Genomic DNA, 17102 nt, shown 5'->3' with positions numbered 1-17102 from the left:
TACGGCCCCGCGCCGGGGCGCGGGGCCGGGGGCTCAGGCTCCCCGCAGGAGATCCGCCGCCGCGAGTGAGCCGGGCGCCCGCCCCTCGCGCGCGAAGAGGTTCGCGGTGCGCTGGAGCACCTCGTTCACCGGGGTGTCCACCCCGTGCAACCGTCCCAGCTGCACGATCTCGCCGTTCAGGTAGTCCGCCTCGATCGATCCCGCGCCGCGCCGCAGACTCTGCCAGGACGAGCCGTGCGCCGGGTCGCCGCCCGGCACCGGACGCAGCCGCATCCGCTCCCCGCGCAGCGCCGCCTGCTCCGCCTCGCTCGCGTACCCGATGCCCGCGGCCTCCAGCACCGCGACGCCCTCCGCCCGCGCCCGGGCCGCCAGTTCGGCCGCGTCCGGCTCACTCGCCGAACCGGTCACCGCCTCCACCGCGTTCGCCAGGTTCGACAGCAGCTTCGCGTACTTCCAGCGCATCACGTCGGGCGCCACCGGGGCCAGGAAGTACGCCTTGTCCAGGTCGGCCGCGATCCGCGCCGCCACCTCGTCCGTACCGCCGGGGAAGCGGCCGATGTGCAGCATGCCGGTGAGCGGCGCGCACGGCGCGGTGATGATGCCGGGGGCCAGGAACTGCGCGGGCAGCCACACGCACACCCCGTACACGCGCCGGAAACGGCGCAGCGCCAGCCGCTCGTTCACCACCCCGTTCTGCGCGCACAGCAGGGGCAGCAGTTCGCCGGCGGTGCCGCCGCCCTCGACCGGCCGGCCGGCCCAGGCGTCCAGCGCGGCCACGCTGTCCTGGGTCTTGACGGCCAGCACGAGGACATCGTCCGGGCGCAGGCTGACGGCCTCGGGGCGGTCGGCCGCGGGTATGGGCAGGGTGAGGGAGGCGTCGGGGGTACGCAGTCGCAGGCCGCCGTCGCGCAACTGGGCGTAGTGCGCGCCGCGCGCCACGAGAACGACCTCGTGACCCGCTTCGTGCAACCGCCCGCCGATGGCTCCGCCGACCGCTCCCGCTCCGATGATGATGTAGCGCATAACCGCCATCATCACCCGGGCGTCGCCGGATCGGCGCAGGTACGGTTGCGCGGCACGCCCGCCGGGCGCAGCGTGGAGGCGTGCCCCTCCACCGTGTGACCCAGGAGCGTACGGACCAGGCCGACGATCTGTACGCGCTGCCCGGCAGCGGCCGGGCCCTGCCGCGCTACACCCTCCCCGAGGGGTCGATGCCGGCCCGCGAGGCGTACCAGCTGATCCGTGACGAACTGGCGCTGGACGGCAACTCCCGGCAGAACCTGGCCACCTTCTGCACCACCTGGTCCGAGCCGGAGATCCGGGTGCTGATGACGGAGACCCTCGACAAGAACATGGTGGACAAGGACGAGTACCCGCAGACCGCCGAACTGGAGTCGCGCTGCGTCCACATCCTCGCCGCCCTGTGGCACGCGCCGCACGGCGAGGCGGCCGTGGGCTGCTCCACCACCGGGTCGAGCGAGGCGGCGATGCTCGGCGGGCTCGCCCTGCACCGCCGCTGGCGGGCGCGGCGCGAGGCGGCCGGGCTGCCCGCCGACCGCCCCAACCTGGTGTGCGGCCCGGTGCAGGTGTGCTGGGAGAAGTTCGCCCGCTACTTCGACATCGAGCTGCGGCAGATGCCGCTGCTGCCGGGACGCACGACCGCCGATCCGGCGCAGCTGGCCCGGTACTGCGACGAGCGCACCATCGGGGTGGTCGCCACCCTCGGGGTGACCTTCACCGGCGCGTACGAGCCGGTCGAGGACATCGCCGCGGCGCTGGACGTGCTCGCCTCCCGCACCGGGGTCGACATCCCGATCCATGTGGACGCGGCGAGCGGCGGCTTCGTGGCGCCGTTCCTCCAGCCGGGCCTGAAGTGGGACTTCCGGGTGCCCCGGGTGAAGTCCGTCAACTGCTCGGGGCACAAGTTCGGGCTCGCGCCGCTGGGCGTGGGCTGGGTGGTGTGGCGGGACGCCGCCGAACTGCCCGCCGAACTCGTCTTCCACGTGAACTACCTGGGCGGTGACATGCCCACCTTCGCGCTCAACTTCTCCCGCCCCGGCGGGGAGATCGTCGCGCAGTACTACAACCTGCTGCGGCTGGGCCGGGCCGGCTACCAGGCCGTGCAGCGCGCCTGCGCCGACACGGCGGTGGCGCTGGCCGACTCCCTCGCCGCGCTGGGGCCGTTCCGGGTGCTGCACGACGGCCGCGCCGGGCTGCCGGTGGTCTGCTGGACGCTGGCGCCGGACCACAGCACCTGGACCCTGTACGACCTGGCCGAACGGCTGCGGCTGCGCGGCTGGCAGGTGCCCACCTATCCGCTGCCGGCCGACCGGCAGGAGACCGTGGTGCAGCGGGTGGTGGTCCGGCACGGGGTGAGCCGCGATCTGGTGCAGCTGCTGCTGGAGGACATGCGCGGGGCGCTGGCCGAGCTGGGCCGCCATCCGGCGGCCACAGCCGAGCAGCGCCCCGCGTTCCATCACTGAGCGGGCGGGCCCGCCCGCCGCGTCGTCACCAGTGGACGATGACCTTGTCGCCCTCGCGCACGTCGTCGAAGAGCGCGGCGATGGCCGCCTCGTCACGGACGTTCACACAGCCGTAGGAGCCGCCGTTGTAGCCGTTGGCGGCGAAGTTCTCCGAGTAGTGCACGGCCTGGCCGCCGTCGAAGAACAGCGCGTACGGCATCGGGGAGTCGTACAGCGTGGAGTGGTGGTTGCGGGACTTCCAGTAGACGTCGAACTCGCCCTCACGGGTGGGGTACTCCTCGGTACCGAAGCGCACGTCCATCGTCGTCTGCACCGTGCCGTCGATCACCCACGACAGCGTGTTGGTGGTCTTGGAGATGCACAGCGCGCGCCCGGTCATGCAGCGCTCGTCGAGGTTGGCGGGGGTCTCGACCTCCGGCACCTCGATCGGCGGGAACATGTCGTCCCGGGCCGGCTCGCTGGTCTGCTCCTTCAGCGCGGACCAGGTCGACTCGTCCACCTGGCCGGTCGCCTCGATGCCGGCCGACTGCTGGAAGGCGCGGACGGCGGCCGAGGTGACGTCGCCGTAGTAGCCGGTGGGCTTCTCGTCGAAGTGGCCGAGCTGGATCAGCCGCGCCTGGAGCTCGCGCACCGTGTCGGTGTTGTCGCCGTAGCCCATGACCAGCTGCGGCGGGTACAGCTCCTGCTGGCTGGGGACGGTGCTCAGCTCGGTGATCGCCGACCAGGTGCTCTCGAAGACGGTGCCCGAGACCTCCAGGTCCTGCGCCTCCTGGAAACCGGCGACCGCGCCGACGGTGACATCGCCGTAGAAGCCGGTGGGGTCGGCGGCGAAGTGGTCCAGCTGGGCGAGCCGCGCCTGCAACTCCCGCACCTGGTCCGACTCGTCGCCGAAGTCGAGCACGACCTCCTCGGCGGGCTCCGGCTCCTCCTCCGGCTCCTCGTCGGCCGGCTTGTCGTCCACCTGGTCGGCCTCGGGGGCCGAGTCGGCGGGCGGCGGAGCCGCGTCGTCCGAAGTGCCCTGGCCACCGCATCCGGTCAGCAGCAGAGCCGCCGCGGTGAGCGCCGCGACGGCGACGGACGATCTGTGCATGAGCGCGGAGCGCACCATGTCCCCCTGAAGGTTTCGTAGGTCTCAGTAGTAAAGATGCGCTAACCGGCCGTTCCGTTGCCGACCAGGCCATAACGATGGGGTATCGGAGGTGTGTCGGATGTGCCCATGCGCCGGTCGCGCGCTCCGGGGGCGCGTGTGTCGGCGCGCGCGGCCCGGTTCCATCCCGCTATCGGCGCGCCATTCACCGGCTGTTTGCGCGGGCCGTGCCGGTCCGCCGACCGGCGTAGCCGATGGGGCAGGCCGAAGTCGGTCTGTCTTCGCGCGTCACGGCTGGGCAGGATGGGCGGGTCTATTGTCTTCCGCAGGGTGAGGCGACGGTATGGGAAACAGGACAGCGGCCTTTTTCGATGTCGACGAGACAGTCATCAGGACCAAGAGCATGTTCGCTTTTCTTCGATTCTGGATGGCCGCCAACGGCGATTCGGGCGACGCGTACGAGAAGACGATGGCGGAGATCAGGGCACTCGCCGGGAAAGTCGACCGCAGCGAAGTGAACCGCGCCTACTACCGGCTGTTCGCGGGAATTTCTCTGGACGAACTCACCCGCGCCGGGCAGGAGTGGTACGCGGCCTACCGGGTGACCCCCGACGCGTTCGTGCCGGCCGTCACGGCGGAGTTGACCCGGCACCGTGCCCAGGGTTCCGCCATCGCTTTGGTATCGGGTTCCTTCCGTCCCGTACTGGGGCCGCTGGCCGCGGAGTACGGGGCGGGCCGGCTGCTGTGCACCGAGCCGGTCACGGACGCGGCCGGGCGGCTCACCGGCGAGGTGGTGCGGCCGATGATCGGCCCCGCGAAGGGGGAGGCGGTGGCTGCCGCCATCGCCTCACTCGGCCTGGCGGCGGCCGACTGCCACGCCTACGGCGACCACCTTTCCGACCTGGGCATGCTGCGGCAGGTCGGTCATCCGCACGTGGTGGCCGGCGGTGATCCGGCGCTGCTGGCGCACGCGCGCGAGCACGGCTGGACGGTGCTCCCCGACGGTCCCGCGGCCCGCCCCGCCACCCATTCCGTACCGCATTAATTCTCCATCGGTTTCCCCGGTGCCCGGCAGGTGAACGGCGCGTTATTTCCCGGGCGTTACGGATTCTTTGACTTCTCCGACTTCTTCGGAACAATGCCCGGTGACCCACGTCACATCCGAACTCCTGACCGGTTCCCGGGCAATCCTTGGAGTAACCTTGAAGGGTTGACCGCAGGTCCTGCGAGAACAACTCAAACGGACGGGGAGAAGCCGTGTTGGGTGCAAGGGGAAGTCAGAACGAGAATCACCGAGAACCCGAAATCAACGCCCGTAGAGTCGTGATCGGCATCGGCAACGGACTGCTCCGTTACGGCGTCGAGCGCATGCTTCAGCTGCCGCCCGGAGTGGAGGTGCGGGCCGTCGCCGGTCTCGGCGGCGCGCTCGCCGCCGGACTCGGCGCGGGCGATGTGCTGATCGCCCTGCTCGGTGAGGTCGAGGAGTCCTCGGCGGCCGAGTTACGGCAGCGTGAGGAGCGCGGCGCGAAGATCATGCTGCTCATCGACGATGACGGCCTGGTGGAACTGCCCAAGGTGACAGGATTGCGAGCGGGATTCATGAAGATCGGCAACGTGAACGAGACCACCCTCAACAGGGGCCTGGCCGCCGTCGCCCAGGGCAAGGTCGCCATCCCGCCCGAACTCGCCCACGATCTGCTGGTCCTGGCCACCCAGCGGCACGAACCGGCCCGCTCCCAGCTGCGGCTCACCCCGCGCGAGCAGCAGGCGCTGGTCCTCATGGTGGACGGCATGAGCAACAAGCAGATCGGGCGCCGGCTCCAGATATCGGAGCACGGCGCCAAGCGGCTGGTCGCCAACATCCTGGCCAAGATGGACTGCAACAACCGCACCCTTGCCGTCTCCAGAGCGCTCAGAGAGGGGCTGTACGAGAGATACGCGCGCGCCACGTGAGGGCGAGCGGTGGCCGGACGGGCGCGACGAAGGCGACGCGCCGGCCCCTCACTCCAGCGGTACCGCGTACAGGGTGGCATCGCCCCAGGCGGCCGTGGCCAGCACGCCCGCCGCGTCCACCCCGAGGGCGACCGGGGAGTTCAGCCCGCCGAGCACCGCCTCGGTACTGCCGTCCGGGTCCACCCGCTTGATCTCGCCGGCCGCGCGGTCCACCGCGAACAGCTCGTCGTTCCCGGTCACCACCAGGCCGACGCCGAGGCCGTCGAAGTCCGTGGAGAACGTCTCGACCGTCCCGTCCGGCGTGACCCGGGACAGCTCGCCGCCCACGTAGTTCGACACGAAGATCTCACCGCCGGCGTTCGCGGCCACCCCGACCGGGGTGTGCAGACCCCGCGCGATCACCTCGGCGCCGCCGTCCGGCGCCACCCGCACGATCTCGTCGCTGGCCCGGTTGGTCACCAGCAGATTCCCGTCCGGGTCGAAATTGATGCCGGTGGGGGTGTGGAACCCGGAGGCGAACTCGCTCACCTCGCCGGGCGCGCTCACCCGCACGATGACGTCCCGGGTGTAGTCGGCGACATAGAGGTCGCCCTCCGCGTCCACGGCCAGTCCGGCGGGGGAGCCGAGATCCTCGGCGTACGTCGTACGGGTGCCGTCGGCGGCGATGCGCTCGACCGTGCCCGCCGACCAGTTGGACACGTACACCGAGCCGTCGGGCCCGAAGGCGATCCCGGTCGGCGAGGAGAAGCCGTCCGCGCCGTGCCAGGCGTCGGTCCCGGCCGCCGCGTTCGTGTCCTCGTCGGTGCCCGGTCCGGGGTCGCCGGTGGCGGGCGGGGAGGAGACGGAGGTTCCGCCGGTGGCGGTGTCACCGTCCGCCGAGTCGCCGCCGCCGGCGCACGCCGTCGCGCAGGTCACCAGCAGGCCGGCCATGACAAGTCGCGGCAATAAGGGACGCATGACCACCTCGTGGCAGAAAGGAAAGAGGGCGGGAAACCCCGGTGGGTAAACAACATACAAAATGGAGTGCACTCCAGCGCAAGGGCGAACGGACCACGCTGTCCGTGAACGCCCCGGTGCCCGTTCCGTTTCGTATACGGAACGGTCAGGACAGCCCGGTCAGCCGCGCACGGCGGTACCGGCCGACGCCTTTTCCAGCACCAGCCGCAGCAGCCCGGAAACCGTCAGCTCGGCGGAGAGTTCCTCCTCGTCGACCGGGGTTTCGAACTCCTTCTCCAGCGCGGTCGCCAACTCCACGATGGTCAGCGAGTCGAAGGCCAGATCGTCCAGCGTCGGGTCGCGGTCCAGGGCCGCCGCGTCGACTTCGAAATTTTCTCTGAGGATTCCCGTAACCTTCGCCCGCACGTCCGCTTCCATTCCATTCGCCTCTCTCGTGTCCTGCATGTCCTGAACTCCCTCTCCGCTCGTTCGTATTCAGCCCGCGACCGGCGTGACGTCCGGCCAGCGCAGTACCGTCGATCCCCAGGTGAGCCCGCCGCCGAAGGCCGTCAGCAGCACCCGGTGCCCGGGCCGCAGCCCGCCGCCGAGCGCCGCGTCGGCCAGCGCCAGCGGGATGGAGGCGGCCGAGGTGTTGCCCACCCGCTCGATCTGCGAGACCACCCGCCCGGCCGGCACCCCGAGTTCGGCCGCGACCGCGTCGAGGATCCGCTGGTTGGCCTGGTGCGCCACCACCCGGTCCACGTCCGCGACCGTCCACCCGGTCCGCTCAAGCACCGCACGCGAGGAGGCCGCCATCTGCGCGACCGCCCGCCGGAAGACCTTCTTGCCCTGCATCCGGAAGTACCGGTCACCGCCCACCGGCTGGCGCGAACCGCCCCCCGGCACCGTGATCAGATCGGCGAACGCGCCGTCGCTGCCCAGGTCGAACGGGCCCAGCGCGCCCACCTCGGACGCCTGACCCGCCCGCAGCACCACCGCGCCCGCCCCGTCCCCGAACACCGCGCGGGTGGTGCGGTCCGCCGGGTCCAGGATCGTCGAGTAGGTGTCGGCGCCGATCAGCAGCACCCGCCGCGCGGAGCCGCTCGCGATCAGCCCCGACGCCACCGCGAGCCCGTACACGAACCCGCTGCACACGGCCGCCACATCGAAGGCGGGCACCGGGCCGAGCCCCAGCCGGCTCGCCACCTCGGGGGCGGTGGCCGGGCACGGGCGGTCCGGGGTGGTGGTGGCCACCAGGACGGCGTCCGCCTCGGCCGCGCCCGCCGACTTCAGCGCCCGGCTGCCGGCCTCCACCGCCAGGTCGGAGGTCGCCGTCCCCGGCGCGCTCACATGCCGGCTGCCTATTCCCGTACGGGTGCGTATCCAGGCGTCGCTGGTATCGAGTTCCCCCGCCAGCTCCTCATTCGTGACGATCCTGGGCGGCAGCCACGAGCCGATTCCGGCCAGCACCGCCGCCCGTGCTCCTAATTCCATGTCGGGTCATCTCCTCCAGAGAATCCGGAGGCCCATGGAAGCGCGGAGAACAAAGCGGCGTCAACGCGCAGAGCGGCGACGCCGGCAGTGGATATCGGGGGGCCTGCCCGAAGGGCTACCCCACTCTTCCCGATTGTGGCCGCAGATTCCGGAAACGAGGATGATCCGCGGGCTTCCCGCATCGATGTTACATCTCTATTTCCAGGAGAGGAACGGGAAATGAGCACGCATGTCATGGTGGTTGCGGATCGCTTCAGCGGATTCGCGGGACCTGGCGTGGTCCGCACCGTCTCCGCCCTCGCGGCCGACATCGGCGCCGGCCGGTACGACACGGAAAACGGCGACCCGGAAAGCGGAGAAGCGGACGGCGGCGTCCGCCTCCACGAAGGCCAGGGCGTGGGCCGCTTCGAACGCGCCTATCTGCAGGCCGCGATCGACCGGCGCGGTCTCGCCGACCGCATCCGGTTCGCCGACCCCGGCCTCGAACCGGTCGGGCGCGACATCGTCCACAAGCGCAGCGCCGACAACGTCCTGCTGGCCGGCCTGCGGCGCACCGGCGACCGCACGTACACGGCCGGCATCCGGGTGCACGGCGACAACGAACTGCTGCTGGACCACCAGACCGGCGAGCACGTCCAGGGCATGGTCATCGTCGAGGCCGCCCGCCAGCTGTTCCTCGGCGTCTTCGAGCACGGCTACCGCGACCGCTGGCCGCTGACCAGCTTCTACATCGTGTGGAACTCGGTCCGGCTGGACTTCGCCGGCTTCCTCTTCCCGCTGCCCGCCCAGATCAGCGGCACCGTCCGCGAGATCTCCCTCGAACGCCCCGGTCAGCAGCTGGAATTCGCGCTGCACACCGAGCTGAGCCAGGGTGGCCGGCCGGTCGCCGCCGGGGAGATCGGATTCTCCGCGCTGCCCACCGACCGGATCGCGGCCATCGAACGCCGCAAGGCCGCCCGCGCGGTGAGCGGCGTGCTCGCCAGCGTCGCCGCCTGACACCCCGAACGCCCACCCCCACTCCATCACCCGCCCCGACCACGGAGGAGACCCCCGTGTCCGCACCGCTGCTGCTCGTCACCGAAGTCCCGGTCCTCACCGACGCCGTCGACAAGGCCGCCGAGACCTGGAGCGCCCACCCCACCGCCCCCGGCTCCGCCCTCTTCCGCTCCCTGGACGGCGAAGGGCTGCTGGTCGAGCTGACCCCGCTCACCGGCGCCGACGACATCGCGGAGCACGCCGACGCCCACCGCGCCGCCGCCGACGCGCTCGCCCCGCTGCTGGCCGGCGACTTCCGCCGCCAGGTCGTCGCGTTCGTCGAGGCGCCCAAGGACACCGACGACCCGCTGCCCGCCACCCCGTACCTCCAGCTGCGGCACGTCGAGGTCAAGCCGCCGGTGTACGACGGCTATCGCGCCTGGCGCGAGCGCACCATCTTCGAGGTGGTGCGCGAGCACGCCGAGGTCGAGGTCTTCCTCGCCTACCACTCGCTGTTGTCCACCGAGCCCGGCGTGCTGTTCGTCTCCGGCTTCTCCGTCGAACCCGATACCTACCAGGCGGTGTTCACCTCCCCCGCGTACCAGGAGATCGTCCGCCAGGCCGGCGACACCTACATCACCGACCGGGGCCTGTACACCCGGATCTACGCCCGCGTCACGGCCTGAGCAGGGAAGCGAGCAGCCACATGAGCGACATCGCAGTGATCTCGGGCGCCACCGGCGGCATCGGCGGCGCGATCGCCGAACGCCTGGTGCACGACGGCGCCACCGTCATCCTCCTCGGCCGCGACGCCGCCCGCCTGGAGGCCACCCGCAAACGGCTGGAGGCCGGCGTCCCGGTCGTCCTCGACATCAACGACCCCGACTCCGTGACGGAGGGCATCCGCACCGTCCTGGAACGGTTCGGCCGCATCGACGTGCTCGTCAACGCCGCCGGGGACGGGCCGGTCGCCCCGCTCCTGGAGACCACCGACGCCCTGTGGGACAGCACGATCGGCGGCAAGCTGCTCGGCGCGGTCCGCCTCACCCGTACCGTCGCCCGCGCCATGGTGGAACGGGGCAGCGGCCGGATCGTGTTCATCAATGGCTCCTTCCGCCGCGAGCCCGACCCGCTGTTCGTCATCAACGGCACCGTCAACGCCGGGCTGGGCGCCTTCGCCAAGGCCATCTCCCGCGATCTGGGCGCCCACGGGCTGCGCGTCAACACCGTGGACCCCGGCGCCACCGACACCCCGCTGTGGTCGCGCACCCTGGAGGACCTGGCCCGCCGCTTCGGCGGCACCGCGCGGGAGACCGGCGCGGACTTCGCCGCCAAGACCCCCTACGGACGGCTGCCCACCCCCGAGGACATCGCGCAGGCGGTGGCCTTCCTGCTCTCCCCGGCCGCCGCGCAGATCAACGGCGCGTCGATCACCGTCGACGGCGGCGCCTCGGTGGCGGTGTGATGACGGCGCTCGCGCCCCCGGCCGCGCCGGCCACCGCGCTGCGCGCCCCGCTCACAGCGGCGGCGGCCACCTGCTGCGCCGTGTCCACCGTGTATCTGACCCAGCCGGTCTTCCCCGAGATCGCCGCCTCCCTGGACACCGGCGCGCAGAGCGTACGGCTGGCGTTCACCGTCACCACCCTCGCCTACGCGCTGGCGTTCTTCCTCTTCGGGCCGCTGACCGACCGGGTCCGCACCACCGTGCTCGGCGGCTCGGGCGCGGTCGCCGTCGCCCTTCTGCTCCCGGCGGCAGCCGCCGCGCCGAACCTGCCGCTGTTCGCGGCGCTGCTGACGCTGGCGGGCATCGCCGCGGCCGCGGTGCCCGCGGCGATGATCGCGCTGATGCCCAGGATCGCGCCGCCGGGCCAGACCGGGCTGTACTTCGGGCTGATCATCGGCGCGACCGTCGCGGGGATCACCCTGGGCCGTTCCTTCACCGGTCTGGTCGCGGGCTGGGCGGGCTGGCGGGAGGGGCTGCTGCTGCTGGCCCTGCTGAACCTCGCCGCCGCGTTCGCGGTGACCCGCCTCCCGGCACCACCCGCACCACCGGCGGCGGCGAACTCCCCGGGCCTGGCCCAGGCGTACCGGGCGGCGGCCCGCATGACCACGCACCCGCCGGTACTGCGCCCGCTGGCCATCGGCTCGCTGCTGTTCTTCGGCTACCTGGGCGTCATCACGTTCCTCACCTACCGGCTGCGCGGCGAACCCTTCGGCTACGGCGCGGGCGCGATCGGCGCGGTCAGCCTCGCCGGACTGATCGGCGTCGCCGGGGCGCCGCTGGCCGGCCGCCTGAGCAGCCGGATCGGCGCCCGCCGCATGGTGCTGCTCGGCCTCGCCCTGGTGGCGGCCGGCATCGGCGCGCTGGGCGTGGCCACCGGCCCCGTGCTGCTGACGGCGGGCGTACTCCTCGTCTTCCTCGGGGTGTTCTCCTGCCAGCCGGCCGTCCTGGTGCTGCTGGCGCGGGCCGCCCCGCCGGAGCGGGCGGGCGCCGCGTCCTCGCTCTACCTGCTCGTATGCCTGCTGGCCGGCTCGCTGTCCAGCGCGGCGCTCGGCCCGGTGTGGTCGGCGGGCGGCTGGGCCGCGGTGACCGGCACCGGGGCGGCGGCCGTCGCCGGGGCGCTGGCCCTGGCCTTCCTCGGCTTCCCGCGAACGGAGGAGACCCCCCGATGAGTACGCGTCTGTCCCGCACCTACGCACTGGACCTCACCACGCAGGGGCCGCCCTACCCACCGAGCGAGATCATGAACGAGGACGGCGACTTCGTGGTCCTCGGCATGCTCAACCACGCCTCTGGGGAGCGCTCGTGGGGTGCGGCGATCGTCAGCGCCGCGAGCGAACTCCCGCCGTTCGGCGAGCAGGCGCCGTACACCATCGTCCGCGAACTGGCGCCGGACGGCGCCGGCGACGAGGACATGGTGCTGTACACCCTGCCGCTCCCGCTGCCGTGCACCAACTACTCCATGGTCTTCGCCCCCGAGCAGCGCCCGGGGGCGGGGCGCGAGGTACGGCCCAGCTATCCGCTGCACCGCGCGCCGATCCCGGATCTGCGGCCGGAGGACGGCCCGAAGGTCACCGAACCGATCACTTACGGCCAATGGTTACGGGCCCGGGGCGAGCTGGAGGTGACCCAGTCCGCCGACCGGCGCAGCGCCGACTTTCGTATGCGATGCGAGGGGCTGATCCCCAACAGCCTGTACACGGTGATGTCGCTGCGCGCGCACGACCTCGACCCGGCGGGACCCACCCGGCCCGGACCGCTCGGCGTCCCCAACGTCTTCGTGACGGATGCCACGGGCGCGGCCAGCTACGGCGCGACCCTGCCGAACCCGTTCCCGGTGGACCCGGGCGGCAACCGGATCGTCAACGTCATCGTGCTGTGGATGAGCTATCAGACCAGCTACGGCGGCGCGATCGGCTGGTACGGCCTGGGCGGTGACATCCACGCCCAGCTGAAACTCAAATCCCTCGCATTTCACGAGTTCGCCACACAACCCTAGGAGCGATTCATGCCCTTTATCACGGTGACAACCTGGCCGAATCAGACCGATGAGAAATGCCAGGAGCTGATCGAGGAGATCACCAAGGCCACCCATGCCGTGACCGGCGCACCCCTGGACAAGATCGCCGTCGTCATCCAGGAGATTCCGCAGAATCGCTGGGGCGAGGGTGGGATCATGGCCACCCATCCGGAATTCCCCGAACTCAGCCGGCGGCGGGGCTGACCGTACGCCGTACAAGGAGCGACCGACCATGGCAGCGAACGACCGCGACCGCTTCGGCGAGGGCCTGACCATCCTGCGGGAACTGGCGGGCGAGGAACATCCGTCGGTGCTCGACAGCTTCTCCGACGTGGCCCCGGACCTGGGCAGATTCACGGTCGAATTCCCGTACGGCGACATCTACGCGCGGCAGGCACTCACTCTGCGGCAGCGCCAACTGGCCACCATCGGCGCCCTGACGGCGCTGGGCCACGCGCTGCCGCAGCTGCGCTTCCACATCAACGGCGCGCTGAACGTGGGCTGCACCCGCCGCGAGATCACCGAAGCCATCATGCACGTGGTGATCTACGCGGGCTTCCCGGCGACCATCAACGCGCTCACGGTGGCCAAGGACGTCTTCGGGGCCGCAGGACAGGAGCGGGGGAACGAGGAGGAGAACACCGCGCGGAACGCGGAGGAAACCGCCGGGGAGGAATCCGGGGAATCCCGCTACGACCGCGGCTGGCGGGCCCTGAGCGATATCGACGGAGAGGCGGGCGAAGCGGTCATCAAGAGCCTCGCGGACATCGCCCCCGATCTCGCCCGCTACATCATCGAATTCTCCTTCGGCGACATCTACGTGCGCCCAGGACTCGATCTGCACGCGCGGGAAATCGTGACCATCGCCGCCTGCACCGCCCTGGGAACGGCCCGCCCTCAGCTGAAAGTCCATGTGCACGGACTGCTGAATGTGGGCGGCAGCAAGGAGGAAGTCGTGGAAACCATTCTCCAGATGGCCGTCTACGCCGGATTCCCCGCCGCCATCAACGGCATCACGGCGGCCCGCGAGGTCTTCACCGAACGCGCCGCCTCCTGACCACCGCCCCGGCGGCCCTCCCGCGACGATGCTCCGGGAGGGCCGCCGGGGCGCGGGTGCCGCGGTCGTGATCACGGACAGGGCCGTCGTCCCGGACACGCTCTTCGCCCGCCTGCCCGAGTCCCCGCGCCGGACCTGGACCCGGACCCGGCGCGAGGCCGGGCCCGGGTCCGCCGCCGGTGCCGCCTGGGTGCCGGCGCCGGCGTGGTGCCGCGTCAGAACAGCGCGGACACCAGCGTGCGCAGCCCCGCACCGGCCGGTGTGACCGTGCCGGTCGCCGCCGCGGACGCGGTGTGGCCCTCGTGCGCGCTGTGGTCGGTGTGCTCGGCGTGCCCGCTGTGGGACACCGCGGCCGCCGCCTCGGCGGTGGCGGCCAGCTCGTTGACCTCCTCCGCGCTCAGCGTCTCGCCGTCACCCATGGTGACCTGGCCGTTGCCGCCGTCGAAGACGATGTCGGAGCAGGAGTAGAAGTTCTCCTGGCTGTCGGAACGGATCCAGTGCACGTACAGCATGTGCGTGCCGGTCCGCTGCGGCAGCTGGACGTTCCAGTAGTAGTGGCCGTCGTCGGAGCCGACGCTGCCGCGCTGCGGCGGGTTGGTCACCGAGTTGATCTGCTCCAGGTCACCCCAGCCCAGGGCGCCGCCGTTCCAGCCCTGCTTGGTGATGTACACGTTGAACTGACCGGGGTGGTGCGCCCAGTTGCTGTGCCGCAGCTCGATGTTCTGGCCCGAGGTGAGGTGCGTGACGGGCCAGTCGCTGCGGACCGCGTCGTAGGAGGAGAAGTTGAACGGGCCCCGGTTGCCGCCGCTGCACAGCTGTCCGTCCGGGATGTAACCGCTGGTACGGCCGGCCCCGTTGGAGTCCAGGACGGCGAACCAGTTGTAGAGCGGGCCGGTGCCGGTCGCCTGCACCGCCGCCGCGCAGGCGGGGTTGGTCGGCATCTGGGTGCTCGAGTTGCGCTGCAGGTCCAGGTAGCACAGGTAGGTCCGCGCGCCCGGCAGGGTGGTCGAGCCGTGGGCGGAGGCGGGGGAGGGGATCAGCGCGGCCACGAGGCCGAGGACCGCGGCGCCGAGTACGGCCAGCAGCCGGGCCTTGCGCGTGGTGGGGGGATGAGTGCTCACGGTTCTCCTTGTCAGGGGATGGACCGTGACAGGCATGCGGCAGCGCCGGCCCTGTAGGTCGTACGGGCCGGCGGTACCGACGGCCCGTCGCCGGTACTTCAGTCCGTGCATGGGAGCGCTCCCGCACAACAAAATAGCGCCCTGTGGCCCTTTCCAGAACCCCCTCCGCACGCGCTGGGGCCGACAGTTCCTCGCGCAGGACGCCGACGCCGGGCGGGACGGCGGCGGCCGGGCCCCGCCGGACGCGGCCGACGATCACGGTGACCAGCGAGAGCCCGGTCACGCGGACCAACAGAGCCGGTGACGAGCGGCCCCGGGCCGGTCGGCGGGGCGCGCCGCACGGTTACGGTGATCACGCGTGGACGAACCCCAGGAACCGGAACCCCCGACCAGGAGACAGGCAGCCACCCATGACGACCGTCGACATCCCCACCCCGGACGGCATCGCCGACGCGTACCTCGCCCACCCCGCCGACGACCGCCCGCACCCGGCCGTCCTCATGTACATGGACGCCTTCGGCGTCCGCCCGCCCCTCAAAGCCATGGCCGACCGCCTCGCCGCGGCCGGCTACACGGTGCTGCTGCCCAACGTCCTGTACCGCCAGGGCCGCGCTCCCGTCCTCGACCTGCCCGCGTTCATCGGCCCCGCCGAGCGGCCCGCGCTCTTCGACCGCCTGGGCCCGGCCCTGCGCGCCCTCACCCCCGAGGCCGCCCGGCGCGACGCCGCCGCCTACCTCGACTGGCTGGCCGCCTCACCGCTCACCACCACGGGCCCCGTCGGGATCACCGGCTACTGCATGGGCGCCGCGCTCGCGCTGCGCACCGCCGCTACGTACCCGGACCGGGTCGCCGCCGCCGCTGGCTTCCACGGCGCGCGGCTGGCCACCGACGCGCAGGACAGCCCGCATCTGCTCGCCGGCAGTGTGCGGGCCGAGCTGTACTTCGGCCACGCCGACCAGGACACGAGCAACCCGCCCGAGCAGATCGACCGCCTGGAGGAGGCCCTCACCTCGGCGGGGGTAGGGCACCGGTCCGAGGTCTACGCCGGCGCCCGGCACGGCTTCACCCAGGCCGACACCGCCGCGTACAGCGCCGAGGCCGACGCACGCCACTGGCGGGCCCTGCTCGATCTCCTGGGCCGCACCCTCACCCCCTGAACCGGGGGAGCGGCGCTACGAACGCCGGCGGGGCCGCCCGCGCCGCGCCCCGCCCTTGCCGCCGGAGGAGGACGGGGACGGGGACGGGGACGGGGAGGCGGACGCCCGCCGTTCGGCCCGCGCCTTCGCCTTCGCCTTGGCCTTCACCTTCGGCGCCGGCTCGGCCTGCTGCCGCCCGCGCGAACTGTTCACGGTCCGCCCCCGGACGATCCCGATGAACTCCTCGACCAGCTCACCCGGCTCCCCGTCCGCCCGCCAGGCGAGCCCCACCCGCGAGGCGGGCGCGTCCGTGACCGGCCGGTAGGTGAGGTCCTTGCGGTGGTACAGCCGGGCCAGCGACTGCGGTACGACCAGCACGCCCACCCCGGCCGCGACCAGCTCGATCGCGTCCTCCGTGGTGGCGGGCCGCTCCATCGCGGGCCGCCCCGGCAGCCGCTCCCACTCCAGGGTGTCGTCCAGCGGGTGGAACACCACGTCATCGGCGAGGTCCGCGACCGTCACCTCGTCGGCCGCCACCACCACGTGGTCCTTCGGGACGACGACCACGGTGGTCTCGGTGTAGAGGGGGATCACATCCAGCCCCTCGCGGTCCTGCGACATCCGCAGCAGCGCCGCGTCGGCCCGGCCCTCCCGCAGGGCACCGGGGGCCGTGGCCGCCGCCGTCGCGTCGAGCACGAGCGGGACGCCGGGCAGCCGCTCGTTCCAGATCCGCACCCACTTGCCGGGCGTCACACCCGGTACGTAAGCGAGCCGGAACGTAGGGGCAGCGTCCGTGTCCGAGTCCGTCACAACATCAGGCTATCCGGTCATGGTCGGAGGTATCGCGCGCGCTCGCTACGCTTGGGCCCATGAGCTCGAACCGGACCGACCAGACGATGAAGCCCGCCACGGCGGCGAAGAAGCTGGGTGTGTACCTCCCCGCCACCCCCGCCGAGTTCCAGGAGGGCGTCGTCACCCGCAGCGAACTGAACGCGCTGCAGGCCGATCCGCCCCAGTGGCTCCAGACCCTGCGCGCCGAGGGGCCCCACCCGCGGCCCGTGGTGGCCGCCAAGCTGGGCATCTCCATCGCGGGCCTGGCCCGTGGCGGGGTGACCGACCCCCTGACCACGGCGCAGATCGAGGCGCTGAAGACCGACCTCCCCGACTGGCTCCAGCAGGAACGCGCCACCCAGGCCGACGTCCGCAAGGAAGCCGTCCGCGTCAAGGAGAAGCAGGAGCAGCAGGAGAAGCAGGAGCGGGAACAGCAGGACAAGCGCGACAAGCCCACCCGCCCCTCCCGCACCAACGCGCCGCGCCGCCGTTCCTGACCGGACGGCCC

Annotated in this window: 19 protein-coding genes; 12 read left to right on the top strand and 7 right to left on the bottom strand. The window is 72.0% G+C overall.

Features of this window, described 5'->3' with window-relative positions:
* Positions 1-33: 33 nt before the first annotated feature.
* Complete coding sequence (locus H7827_RS14080; protein ID WP_432745473.1) at positions 34-1023, bottom strand: ketopantoate reductase family protein; 990 nt, start codon at positions 1021-1023, stop codon at positions 34-36.
* A gap of 80 nt (positions 1024-1103) precedes the next feature.
* On the opposite strand from H7827_RS14080, the gene H7827_RS14075 reads away from it, so the two are divergent.
* Positions 1104-2483 carry a glutamate decarboxylase gene (locus H7827_RS14075; RefSeq protein WP_432745471.1) on the top strand — a complete coding sequence of 460 codons (1380 nt, stop codon included), beginning with the start codon at positions 1104-1106 and terminating at the stop codon, positions 2481-2483.
* Between the two features lie 25 nt (positions 2484-2508).
* On the opposite strand, the gene H7827_RS14070 is transcribed toward H7827_RS14075, so the two are convergent.
* Positions 2509-3573 (bottom strand): L,D-transpeptidase family protein, encoded by a 1065-nt coding sequence (locus tag H7827_RS14070; protein ID WP_432745469.1) that lies wholly within the window; start codon positions 3571-3573, stop codon positions 2509-2511.
* Positions 3574-3913: 340 nt separating this feature from the next.
* Between H7827_RS14070 and H7827_RS14065 the strand changes: the two genes are divergently transcribed.
* Positions 3914-4615: an HAD family hydrolase gene (locus H7827_RS14065; protein ID WP_386535580.1), complete on the top strand. Its 702-nt coding sequence runs from the start codon at positions 3914-3916 to the stop codon at positions 4613-4615.
* Positions 4616-4893: 278 nt separating this feature from the next.
* The gene (locus tag H7827_RS14060; protein WP_386535583.1) at positions 4894-5523 is read left to right on the top strand and encodes a helix-turn-helix transcriptional regulator; all 630 of its coding nucleotides are present in this window, start codon (positions 4894-4896) and stop codon (positions 5521-5523) included.
* Positions 5524-5571: 48 nt separating this feature from the next.
* On the opposite strand, the gene H7827_RS14055 is transcribed toward H7827_RS14060, so the two are convergent.
* From H7827_RS14055 to H7827_RS14045, 3 genes are all read right to left on the bottom strand, one after another.
* On the bottom strand, positions 5572-6480 hold the full coding sequence (locus H7827_RS14055; protein ID WP_432745466.1) for an NHL repeat-containing protein: 909 nt from the start codon (positions 6478-6480) through the stop codon (positions 5572-5574).
* 159 nt (positions 6481-6639) lie between these two features.
* Positions 6640-6924, bottom strand: coding sequence for an acyl carrier protein (locus tag H7827_RS14050; protein WP_432745464.1), 285 nt, complete (start codon positions 6922-6924; stop codon positions 6640-6642).
* A 30-nt stretch (positions 6925-6954) separates the two neighbouring features.
* Positions 6955-7953: a beta-ketoacyl-ACP synthase III gene (locus H7827_RS14045; protein WP_432745462.1), complete on the bottom strand. Its 999-nt coding sequence runs from the start codon at positions 7951-7953 to the stop codon at positions 6955-6957.
* A gap of 219 nt (positions 7954-8172) precedes the next feature.
* On the opposite strand from H7827_RS14045, the gene H7827_RS14040 reads away from it, so the two are divergent.
* From H7827_RS14040 to H7827_RS14010, 7 genes are read left to right on the top strand one after another with little or no spacing between them, the layout of a single operon-like run.
* Positions 8173-8949: an AfsA-related hotdog domain-containing protein gene (locus H7827_RS14040; RefSeq protein ID WP_432745460.1), complete on the top strand. Its 777-nt coding sequence runs from the start codon at positions 8173-8175 to the stop codon at positions 8947-8949.
* A 56-nt stretch (positions 8950-9005) separates the two neighbouring features.
* The gene (locus H7827_RS14035; RefSeq protein WP_432745458.1) at positions 9006-9614 is read left to right on the top strand and encodes a hypothetical protein; all 609 of its coding nucleotides are present in this window, start codon (positions 9006-9008) and stop codon (positions 9612-9614) included.
* A gap of 20 nt (positions 9615-9634) precedes the next feature.
* Positions 9635-10393: an SDR family NAD(P)-dependent oxidoreductase gene (locus H7827_RS14030; protein ID WP_432745456.1), complete on the top strand. Its 759-nt coding sequence runs from the start codon at positions 9635-9637 to the stop codon at positions 10391-10393.
* Positions 10393-11601, top strand: a complete 1209-nt coding sequence (locus tag H7827_RS14025) for an MFS transporter (protein WP_432745454.1) — start codon at positions 10393-10395, stop codon at positions 11599-11601. Before H7827_RS14030 ends, H7827_RS14025 begins: the two co-directional genes overlap by 1 nt.
* Positions 11598-12428, top strand: coding sequence for a hypothetical protein (locus H7827_RS14020; protein WP_432745452.1), 831 nt, complete (start codon positions 11598-11600; stop codon positions 12426-12428). The genes H7827_RS14025 and H7827_RS14020 overlap by 4 nt, the downstream gene beginning before the upstream one ends.
* 9 nt (positions 12429-12437) lie before the next feature.
* Positions 12438-12653: a tautomerase family protein gene (locus H7827_RS14015; RefSeq protein ID WP_030732957.1), complete on the top strand. Its 216-nt coding sequence runs from the start codon at positions 12438-12440 to the stop codon at positions 12651-12653.
* 28 nt (positions 12654-12681) lie between these two features.
* Complete coding sequence (locus H7827_RS14010; RefSeq protein ID WP_432745450.1) at positions 12682-13506, top strand: carboxymuconolactone decarboxylase family protein; 825 nt, start codon at positions 12682-12684, stop codon at positions 13504-13506.
* Between the two features lie 215 nt (positions 13507-13721).
* Here the strand turns inward: H7827_RS14010 and H7827_RS14005 are convergent, their stop codons facing one another.
* Entirely contained in the window at positions 13722-14627 is a 906-nt protein-coding gene (locus H7827_RS14005) for a lytic polysaccharide monooxygenase auxiliary activity family 9 protein (protein ID WP_432745448.1), read from the bottom strand.
* A 410-nt stretch (positions 14628-15037) separates the two neighbouring features.
* On the opposite strand from H7827_RS14005, the gene H7827_RS14000 reads away from it, so the two are divergent.
* Entirely contained in the window at positions 15038-15784 is a 747-nt protein-coding gene (locus H7827_RS14000; protein ID WP_432745446.1) for a dienelactone hydrolase family protein, read from the top strand.
* 15 nt (positions 15785-15799) lie between these two features.
* Here H7827_RS14000 and H7827_RS13995 read toward each other — a convergent pair whose 3' ends face one another.
* Positions 15800-16573 (bottom strand): LysR family transcriptional regulator substrate-binding protein, encoded by a 774-nt coding sequence (locus tag H7827_RS13995; RefSeq protein WP_432745444.1) that lies wholly within the window; start codon positions 16571-16573, stop codon positions 15800-15802.
* Positions 16574-16632: 59 nt separating this feature from the next.
* Between H7827_RS13995 and H7827_RS13990 the strand changes: the two genes are divergently transcribed.
* On the top strand, positions 16633-17091 hold the full coding sequence (locus H7827_RS13990; protein WP_432745442.1) for a DUF5997 family protein: 459 nt from the start codon (positions 16633-16635) through the stop codon (positions 17089-17091).
* Positions 17092-17102 lie beyond the last annotated feature (11 nt).

Source organism: Streptomyces sp. JH002, from assembly GCF_050916115.1.
Taxonomy (GTDB): domain Bacteria; phylum Actinomycetota; class Actinomycetes; order Streptomycetales; family Streptomycetaceae; genus Streptomyces; species Streptomyces xiamenensis.
This window is presented reverse-complemented; position numbering and strand designations above follow the sequence as displayed.